The following is a 7,322-nucleotide window of genomic DNA, read 5'->3' as shown; positions in this document are numbered from 1 at the left end:
ATTAAACAAAGTGACTTGATTTAGTTACGCTAAACGAACAAACTATCCAACTCAGATAAATCTGTTAATGAATTCTATTTGGTAGAAAGCAAGGCATCTCAATAAGACCTAGCAAGTATCCATAAACAGTTGTGCTGGCGACCATAGCAAGAGTGAACCACCTGATCCCTTCCCGAACTCAGAAGTGAAACCTCTTAGCGCTGATGGTAGTGTGGGATTACCCATGTGAGAGTAAGTCATCGCCAGCTCATTATTCCAAAATCCCCCTCTGCCTTGGCGGAGGGGGATTTTTTTATGTGTAAAAAATATAAATAAAACTTCAAAATTAAATCGTTTTATAGCTTTTAAAATGTATCTATTTACCTTTCTCTGCTGAATTTACATCAGGAATTCTGTATCTTGATTTTAATTTGAACAATAAATCAGTATGGAGAAGATAATGTTGTCGCAATTTAAAATAAAAATTCTACTCAGTTGTTGTGCTTTAGCGTTTACTGCCTGTCATGCAGAGAATTCATCTTCTAGAAGTACTCAAGAGACCTCTACATCAGCTGCCAAATCGGATGCAGTCTCTTCAAACTTGCAAAAATATAAGACCGAACAGGTTGCTCAATTTAATGAACCATGGGCGATTACTACTTTAAATGATGGCCGGCTATTGGTTACTGAGCGTAAAGGAAAATTGCAGCTCTTTGATCCAAACACCAAGAAAAAAATTGAAGTTAAAGGCATACCTCAAGTCGCATATGGAGGCCAGGGTGGTTTAGGTGAAGTGGCCTTACATCCAGATTTTGCAAAGAATCGGTGGGTATATCTGAGTTATGCCGAACAAGGCCAGGGTGGATATGGTGCAGTGGTAATCCGTGGCAAACTGGATTTAAATCAAGCCACCCCTCAACTGACACAAATTAAACGGATCTGGACGCAAGTGCCGAAATTTTCTGGCCAGGGACATTATGCCCATCGGATTGTATTTGGGTCGGATGGTAAGTTATGGATCAGTTCAGGAGAACGTCAGCAATTCAACCCTGCACAGGACATGCAATCTAATGCCGGTAAGATTATTCGCCTGAATGATGATGGCTCAATCCCTGCCGATAATCCGTTTATGACTCAGGGTAAAATTGCTCAGCAGGTCTGGAGTCTTGGACACCGTAATCCTCTAGGCATGGCTTTTGATCCGAAAGGGCAGCTTTGGGTGATCGAAATGGGACCGAAAGGCGGCGATGAACTGAACAAGATTGTCAAAGCTAAAAATTATGGTTATCCGTTAGTGTCTAATGGCAATCATTATGATGGCAAGCCCATTCCTGATCACAGTACCCGACCTGAATTTGAAGCCCCGGCACTGGATTGGACTCCGGTAATTTCTCCTTCAGATTTAATATTTTATACGGCTAATGTCTTCCCGCAATGGAAAAATAAGGCGATTGCGACCGGTCTGTCTTCCAAGGCGATTGTGATTGTGGATACGAACCAGACCCCAGTGAAAGAAGTTCAGCGTCTGGATATGAAAGAGCGGATTCGCGGGGTTGCTCAGGCACAGGATGGTTCACTGTGGGTGATTCAAGATGGTCCGCAAGCAGCTCTGTTAAAAATGACAGCACCTTAATCCTCTGCTTTTAGGATGCTTATCTAAATATGAAATATTGAATAAGCTGACCATCTGAATAAAAATTTTTTTAAGCTGATGCTGGCATGAAAGAAAAAGGCCTCTACATCCTGTGAAGGCCTTTTCATATTCTGTTAAAGGTATAATGTCTGTTATACCGATCAGCATCCTGCTACGTGAATTTTTTTATTTTTCTTACAAGACTTCCTGTCTTGGTATGATCTGAATATAGCCTGAAGCGATACAACGCAATAGGGCAGTTTAACTGCATGGATTGTGGGTCAAAGCCGACAGCCGAATTTTAAAAGATAATTTTAAAAATACTGTTTCAAAATGATCATCTGACCAAATCATAAACTGCGGTGATGATTTTGCTGTATGTTAGCGAGAGAAAACTCTTTTGATATGCATCAACTGATATAAATAAAAACGTCCATAAAATAATAAAAAGGAAACTCCTATGCCTACGATTCAAATTGAAGTTCGGCAACAATATCCTCAAGCAGTTGAGGAACAATTGCTTAACAGCGTATTTCATTGTGTGAAAACTGCCTTTCAGCTGCCTGAATATGATCGTAATATTCGTCTGGTCGTGCATGAAGCGCATCGTTTTCATTATATGAGCCATTTAGCTCAGCCTGAATATTTTACCTTGATCAGTATTGACTGTTTTGCTGGCCGCAGTCTGGAGACCAAGCGCAATTTGTATCAGCAGATGGTCAAAAGTCTCGGAGAAATCGGCATTCCTGCAGATCATATTCTGATTCATCTGAGAGAAAGTGCACTAGAAAATTGGGAGATCCGGGGAGGGCAGGCCGCCTGTGATGTTGATCTCGGCTTTAAGGTTGATGTTTGATGAATTCCGATCACTACTCTAGTTAAACCTAAAGTTTAAACAGAAAAGCCTCAACATCCTGTCGAGGCTTTTCTGGATTTGCTTTTCAGATCTGACTCCTGTCTAATCTGTCAACGTCCTGTTGATTGGCGCTTTTTATTGTTGTCGTATCGCTTAGCAGACTTCCTGTCTGTCTATGTACTTGACTATAGCCTCGCATAAAACGACCGCATAGCGGCTAAACTCTGCGCTGCATGTAGGCTAAAACGTACAGGGCTGTCGTCCAGTTATTAAGCACTGACATATTGAATCAGTCTATCCACTACAGCTTTTAAGTTTTTATTATCAAATTCATTGCCTTGGAAGGAATAATCTTTGTTGCGTGCAAAGATGTCACGGATTTCGATCACGGCATTGGTATCTACCAGTCCAAGTTGAGTGCCGACTTGACGAATCTGGTCAATCGAACGTGATCCGTTGGTCGCACCATAACCAATATAAGCTGCCGGTTTGCCTTGCCATTCCTTGCCGAGATAATCCAGGGCATTTTTCAGGGCAGGGCTATAGCCATGATTGTATTCAGGCGTGACAAAAATAAAGGCATCGCCAAGCGCAATCTTGTCGGCCCAATCTTGCTGTTTGGGCTGATCATAAATCCCGGTCAATGGGGGATGGGCACCAGAAAATAGCGGAAGATCCCATTCTTTTAGATCGACAATTTCAGTTTCCAAAGTGCTAAAGGCATAACTTTTAATTTCCTGCAGTACCCAGTGCGCCACTTTAATCGCAGTACGTCCCTCACGAACACTCCCAACCACAATATAAATTTTCATGTTTCATCCTTTCTTCGGGTCTGATCATCAAATTAATCAGATTTCAGGAAGGTGACTAGAGATGATTTGTATCCGGAAAATAAAAAGCTCCCGAAGGAGCTTTTTTAAAATCAGTTAATTAGCTGAGGTTTTACATCAGTTTAATGCCTTGCTGACCCGCAGGTGTCACTTTAAAGATTTCCACTTCAAAGGTGATGTTTTTGCCTGCCAATGGATGGTTAAAGTCCACTTCAGTGATGTCATCATTCACCGATCTCACCACGCCATACAGGGTGGCTTTGGCTTTGTCTTCAAACTCGATCATGTGACCTTCGATCGGACGTTCTCCGAACTTCACCGTATCAAATTTCTGGATGTTTTCTGGATTCCATGGACCAAAAGCATCTTCTGGCGGCAGGCTCACCGTACGACGGTCACCGGCACGTAAACCAAACAATGCTTTTTCAAAACCAGGCAGTAAATTGCCATCACCAATCACCAGGCTGACCGGTTCTTCACGGCTACGGGTATTGTCAATTTCCACGCCATTTTCGATTGCGACAGAAAAGTGCAGCTCGACTTTAGAACCGTCTGCAACCCGGGTTTCTTCGTTAGGATGAATAAAATCAGTCATGTTGTGCTTGCGCCCGTTGAATTCGATGTTTTTCTAAGAAAAAGGTATCAATCAGCATCAGAATAGTGCCTACAGTAATAGCACTATCTGCGATATTGAACGCAGGGAAGTGGCTGTTCTGGTAATACACATGAATAAAATCGACTACATAGCCAAGGCTGACCCGGTCGATTAAATTACCGATGGCACCACCCAGAATCAGGGCAATCGCCAATGGTAAAATTTTCATGTCTTTTGGCATGCGCATCAGCCAAAACACAAAGATTACAGACACTAAACCTGCCAGTGAAGTAAAGAAATAGCGTTGCCAACCACCGGCATCGGACAGAAAACTAAAGGCAGCGCCATAGTTATGTAGCAATGTCCAATTTAAAAAGGGCAGCACAGGAACAGGATCTGCATAGTTCAGATTTGTCACTGCAATCCATTTGGTCCATTGATCCAGAATGATCGCCAGAATGGCCAGTCCAACCCACCATAAATTATGTGGATAGAACTGGAATAAGCCCTTTTTGGTGTGGGTATTAGGCATATTTTCTCTCTTCGCCTTGGCCTGTAGGAAGGTTGATAATACAACGACCGCATAGACCAGGATGTGCAGAATGTGTATTTACATCTGGTAATACATGCCAGCAACGTACGCATTTTTCGCCATCAGCTGCTGAAACTTTCACATTCAAGCCTTCAAGATCAGACGCTTCACCTTGTGCCGCATCAAACTCATTCACCAGCACTTGTGATGTGATCAGGACGAAACGAAGCTCATCACTTAACTTATCTAGCACTGCTTTTAATTCAGCATTTGCCCAAAGTTCAACTTTGGCAGACAAGTTAGAACCGACAGTTTTTGCTGTACGTGCAGTTTCAATGAATTTGTTTACTGCAGATTTCACAGCAATGAGCGTTTGCCATTCAGCTTCAGATATTACATTTGCAGTTGAAGCCACAGGAATGTCATACCATTCAGCCGTGAACACGTATTTCTCTGATTGTTCAGGGATTAACGGCCAAGCTTCTTGTGCAGTGAAGCTTAAGATTGGTGACATCCAACGCACGAATGCCTGTACCAGGTGATACAACGCAGTTTGTGCAGAATGACGTGCTTGCGAATCCGCTTTCGTGGTGTATTGACGATCTTTGATAATGTCTAAGTAGAAACTACCCAAGTCATTGATACAGAAATTAGTCAGAGCAGTCGTTACGATATGGAAGTTCATATCTTCGTATGCTTTCTTAATGGTTTCTTGCACTTCAGATGCACGTTGCAGAATGTATTGATCCAGCGCGATCAATTGATCTACAGGAAGCGCATCTGTTGATGGTTTGAAGCCATTCAGGTTAGCAAGCAAGAAACGAAGCGTGTTACGGATACGACGATAACCGTCAGAGGCACGGCTAAAGATTTCTTTACCAGCGGTCATTTCATAACGGTAATCCGCAGAGGCGATCCAGAAACGTAAACCATCCGCACCCATATCTTTAATGATGTCTTGCGGCGTGATCACGTTACCGATCGACTTGGACATCTTGCGGCCTTTTTCATCCACGACGAAACCGTGAGTCAATAGACCTTTATATGGCGCACGTTCGTTAATCGCAATCGAGGTCAATAACGACGACTGGAACCAGCCACGGTGCTGGTCTGAACCTTCAAGGTACAAATCAGCAGGATCAGTCAGTTCTTCACGTTCACGCAGTACCGCATAGTGCGTTGTACCAGAGTCAAACCAGACATCTAAGGTGTCACGAACTGCATTATATTGCTCAGCATCCGCACCGATAAACTCAGATGCATCACGGTTGTACCAGCCATCAATGCCTTCTTGTTCAATCAGTTTGGCAACTTCTTCGATCAGTTCAGGCGTACGCGGATGCAATTCATTGGTGTCTTTGTGTACGAAGAACGGAATTGGCACACCCCAAGTACGTTGACGTGAAATACACCAGTCCGGACGACCTTCAATCATCGCCTGGATACGGTTTTTACCCCAGTCCGGTACAAAGCTGATATCGTTTTCAATCGCATTCAGTGCATTTTGACGCAGACCTTTGGCATCCATGCTGATGAACCATTGTGGGGTCGCACGGAAGATAATCGGGGTTTTATGGCGCCAGCAATGCGGGTAGCTATGCTTGATCACTACATGTGCCCAAAGCTTGGTTGTTTCAGTTAATGCTGCAATAATTTTTGGATTGGCTTTGTAGATATGCTCGCCCGGGAAGATTGGCGAAGTTGGTAAATACACACCATTACCACCGACTGGGTTTTCGACTTTGAGGTTGTACTGTAAGCCAACTTTATAGTCGTCCACACCGTGACCCGGTGCAGTATGTACAGCACCTGTACCGCTCGCATCGGTGACATGTTCACCCAAAATCACTGGCACTTGGCGTTCAGCAATTAAAGGATGTCGAAGAACTAAATTCTCAAGTTTTGCACCTGTGAATTCAGCAAGCACTTCAAACGCAGTAAAGCCATAACGCTGAGTCGCAGACTCAACCAATGATTTCGCCAAAATGAAGTTTTGTGCAGCTTTATCTTCGGCTGTTGCTTTCACCAGTTGGTATTCAAGCTCAGCATGTAATGCAACCGCTTGGTTGGCAGGCATCGTCCAAGGTGTTGTGGTCCAGATCACGATATCGGTACGATCAGCAACGTCTACGCCTAAACGAGCAGACAAATCAGCTAAATCAACAACAGTGAAACCGACATCAATTGCATCCGATTTTTTATCTTCATATTCAACTTCAGCTTCAGCCAATGATGAACCACAGTCCAGACACCAGTTGACTGGTTTAAGACCTGGCTCGATATGACCTGCTTTCGCGATTGCACCCAGTGAACGTACGATGTCGGCTTCTTGTTTGAAGTTCATCGTTAGGTAAGGATTGTCCCAATCACCGAACACACCCATACGTACGAAGTCTTTCTTTTGAAGCTCAACTTGGGTGTAGGCATATTCACGACACGCTTTACGGAAAGTTGAAGCATCAACTTTTACGCCGACTTTACCGACTTTTTCTTCGACTTTCAGTTCGATTGGCAAACCGTGACAGTCCCAACCCGGTACATATGGCGCATCAAAACCATCCATGACACGGCTTTTGATAATGATGTCTTTGAGTACTTTGTTGACCGCATGACCCAAATGGATTTGACCATTGGCATAAGGAGGGCCGTCATGAAGCACGTATTTTTTCTTGCCAATACGCGATTCACGAATCTGCTGATAAATGTTGTCGGCATACCACTCTTCTAACCATTTCGCTTCACGTACTGCCAAATTTGCTTTCATTGCAAAGTCAGTACCTGGGAGGTTTAGCGTGGCTTTATAGTCCACTGCATTTTCAGGAGTTTGCTTATCGCTCATGCAAGTCGTCTTCCAATCTAATCAGTTATGTCACTGACACGTTTTACAATAAAAATAT

Annotated in this window: 6 protein-coding genes and 1 rRNA gene; 3 read left to right on the top strand and 4 right to left on the bottom strand. The window is 43.4% G+C overall.

All coding sequences use genetic code 11. The features are described from left to right. Window positions 1-133: 133 nt before the first annotated feature. The 3 genes from rrf (at window position 134) to MWG72_RS13720 (ending at window position 2,468) form a co-directional block, all read left to right on the top strand. Window positions 134-248 (top strand): 5S ribosomal RNA (gene rrf / locus MWG72_RS13730). Between the two features lie 191 nt (window positions 249-439). After that, complete coding sequence (locus tag MWG72_RS13725) at window positions 440-1,612, top strand: PQQ-dependent sugar dehydrogenase (RefSeq protein ID WP_247144284.1); 1,173 nt, start codon at window positions 440-442, stop codon at window positions 1,610-1,612. 460 nt (window positions 1,613-2,072) lie between these two features. Then, window positions 2,073-2,468 carry a tautomerase family protein gene (locus MWG72_RS13720; protein ID WP_039902475.1) on the top strand — a complete coding sequence of 132 codons (396 nt, stop codon included), beginning with the start codon at window positions 2,073-2,075 and terminating at the stop codon, window positions 2,466-2,468. 269 nt (window positions 2,469-2,737) lie between these two features. Here the strand turns inward: MWG72_RS13720 and MWG72_RS13715 are convergent, their stop codons facing one another. From MWG72_RS13715 to ileS, 4 genes are all read right to left on the bottom strand, one after another. Continuing rightward, window positions 2,738-3,280, bottom strand: coding sequence for an NADPH-dependent FMN reductase (locus tag MWG72_RS13715; protein WP_004281216.1), 543 nt, complete (start codon window positions 3,278-3,280; stop codon window positions 2,738-2,740). 130 nt (window positions 3,281-3,410) lie between these two features. After that, the gene (locus tag MWG72_RS13710) at window positions 3,411-3,893 is read right to left on the bottom strand and encodes an FKBP-type peptidyl-prolyl cis-trans isomerase (protein WP_004281217.1); all 483 of its coding nucleotides are present in this window, start codon (window positions 3,891-3,893) and stop codon (window positions 3,411-3,413) included. Continuing rightward, entirely contained in the window at window positions 3,886-4,425 is a 540-nt protein-coding gene (gene lspA, locus MWG72_RS13705) for a signal peptidase II (RefSeq protein ID WP_004281218.1), read from the bottom strand. Before lspA ends, MWG72_RS13710 begins: the two co-directional genes overlap by 8 nt. Beyond that, window positions 4,418-7,264 (bottom strand): isoleucine--tRNA ligase, encoded by a 2,847-nt coding sequence (gene ileS, locus MWG72_RS13700; RefSeq protein WP_247144283.1) that lies wholly within the window; start codon window positions 7,262-7,264, stop codon window positions 4,418-4,420. Before ileS ends, lspA begins: the two co-directional genes overlap by 8 nt. Between the last annotated feature and the right edge of the window lie 58 nt (window positions 7,265-7,322).

This window comes from Acinetobacter lwoffii (genome assembly GCF_022967985.1).
Classification (GTDB): Bacteria; Pseudomonadota; Gammaproteobacteria; order Pseudomonadales; family Moraxellaceae; genus Acinetobacter.
The sequence above is the reverse complement of the archived record's forward strand: the minus strand, read 5'-3'. Positions and strand labels throughout refer to the sequence as shown.